This is a genomic window from Klenkia sp. PcliD-1-E (genome assembly GCF_024124375.1).
Lineage (GTDB): Bacteria > Actinomycetota > Actinomycetes > Mycobacteriales > Geodermatophilaceae > Klenkia.
The window spans coordinates 1-1,649 of record NZ_JAMXRZ010000242.1 but is presented as its reverse complement, the minus strand read 5'-3'; the positions used below and the strand labels follow the sequence as shown (position 1 = coordinate 1,649).

Genomic DNA, 1,649 nt, shown 5'->3' with positions numbered 1-1,649 from the left:
ACCTGCTGCCCCCGCCGGGGCGTCCCGCCGTCGTGGTCGGCGACCTGAACTGCGGGCCGGCCGCCGCGGAGCTGGTGCCGCTGCGCACCCGGCTGGCCGACGCCTGGGCCCGGGCCGGCAGCCGCGCCGACCAGGGTGCCGGCTGGCAGCTGTGGAAGCGGGAGCAGGGCCTGACCCACCCCGCGCGCCGACCGCGGGTGCGGATCGACCAGGTGTGGGTCTCCGCCGAGGTCCGGGTGCGCGCGGCCGTGGTGCTCGACGGCTCGGCGTGCTCAGACCACCATCCCCTGCAGGTCGACCTGGACCTGTGAGACGCTGCCGGACCCGGACGGAGGTGCCGTGATGGCCTGGCTGGTGTGGACCGTGCTCGGCGTGGTGGTCGTCGGCTCGCTGGCGGTCGGCTGGTGGTTCGACCGGGACGCCCGCCGCCGCGGCGCGACCCCGCACTCGGGTGCCGCGATGGGCTCGGCCGCGCGGGGCCGCCGGTGGGATGTGCGGCGGCGCGAGGCGCAGCAGGGGATGGGTGGCGCCACCCCGCAGAGCCAGGACGCCTGGGCGGAGACCTGGCGGAAGCCGCCGCGCTGAGGCTCAGCCGGCCGGGCGGAGGCGCTGGGAGATGACGCCGGTGATGCCGTCGCCGCGCATCGAGACGCCGTAGAGGGCGTCGGCTATCTCCATCGTCCGCTTCTGGTGGGTGATGACGATCAGCTGCGAGGTGCTGCGCAGCTGGTCCACCAGGGTCAGCAGCCGGCCGAGGTTGACGTCGTCCAGGGCGGCCTCGACCTCGTCGAGCACGTAGAACGGCGAGGGCCGGGCGCGGAAGATCGCCACCAGCAGCGCCACGGCGGTCAGCGACCGCTCCCCGCCGGACAGCAGCGACAACCGCTTCACCTTCTTGCCCGGTGGGCGCGCCTCGACCTCGACGCCGGTGGTCAGCAGGTCGTCGGGGTCGGTGAGCGTGAGCCGACCCTCCCCGCCCGGGAACAGCGTCTGGAACACCTCGACGAACTCGCGCTGCACGTCGGCGAAGGCCGCGGCGAACACCTCGTGGATGCGGTCGTCGACCTCGCGGACCACGGTGAGCAGGTCTCGGCGGGTGGCGCGCAGGTCCTCCAGCTGCGTGGTGAGGAAGGCACTGCGCTCCTCGAGGGCGGCGAACTCCTCCAGCGCCAGCGGGTTCACCCGGCCCAGCGCCGCGAGGTCGGCCTCCGCGCGGGCGGCCCGCTCCTCCTGCACCGCCCGCACGTAGGGCACCGGCTCCGGCGTCGGGTCGCCGGCGTGCTCGGCGGCGGCCAGCTGGGGGGCGGTCGGCGGGACGGGGGCGGTGGGCCCGTACTCGGCGACCAGCTGCGCCAGCTCGATGCCGTGCTCCTCGACGGCCCGGGTCTCCAGGGACTCGATGCGCAGCCGCTGCTCGGCCCGGGCCACCTCGTCGCGGTGCACCTCCGAGGTCAGCCGGTCCAGCTCGGCCGTGAGCTCGCGGACCCGGGTGCGGACGGCGAGCAGCTCCGCCTCCCGCCCGGTCCGCGCAGCGGCCAGCGCGTCGCGCTCGGCGACCGCGAGGGCCAGCGACCCCTGCAGCAGCTGCCGGGCCCGCTCGGCGCCGGCCTGGACCTCGGCGACGACCTGCGCCCCCCGCGCCCGGGCCC

At 76.5% G+C, this 1,649-nt stretch carries 2 protein-coding genes and 1 pseudogene; 2 read left to right on the top strand and 1 reads right to left on the bottom strand.

All coding sequences use genetic code 11. The annotated features are described in order from the left end of the window. Positions 1–311, top strand: a 311-nt coding sequence (locus NH342_RS22875; protein ID WP_253018656.1) for an endonuclease/exonuclease/phosphatase family protein, incomplete at its 5' end; no start/stop codon positions are given. 31 nt (positions 312–342) lie between these two features. Next, positions 343–585 (top strand): hypothetical protein, encoded by a 243-nt coding sequence (locus tag NH342_RS22870; RefSeq protein ID WP_253018654.1) that lies wholly within the window; start codon positions 343–345, stop codon positions 583–585. A gap of 3 nt (positions 586–588) precedes the next feature. Here NH342_RS22870 and NH342_RS22865 read toward each other — a convergent pair. After that, positions 589–1,649 (bottom strand): annotated as a pseudogene (locus NH342_RS22865) (AAA family ATPase); the annotation flags it as partial.

What these genes read in the sequence shown, in the direction of transcription:
- NH342_RS22870 (WP_253018654.1), top strand. Translation starts at nt 343, where the DNA reads ATGGCCTGGCTGGTGTGGACCGTGCTCGGCGTGGTGGTCGTCGGCTCG.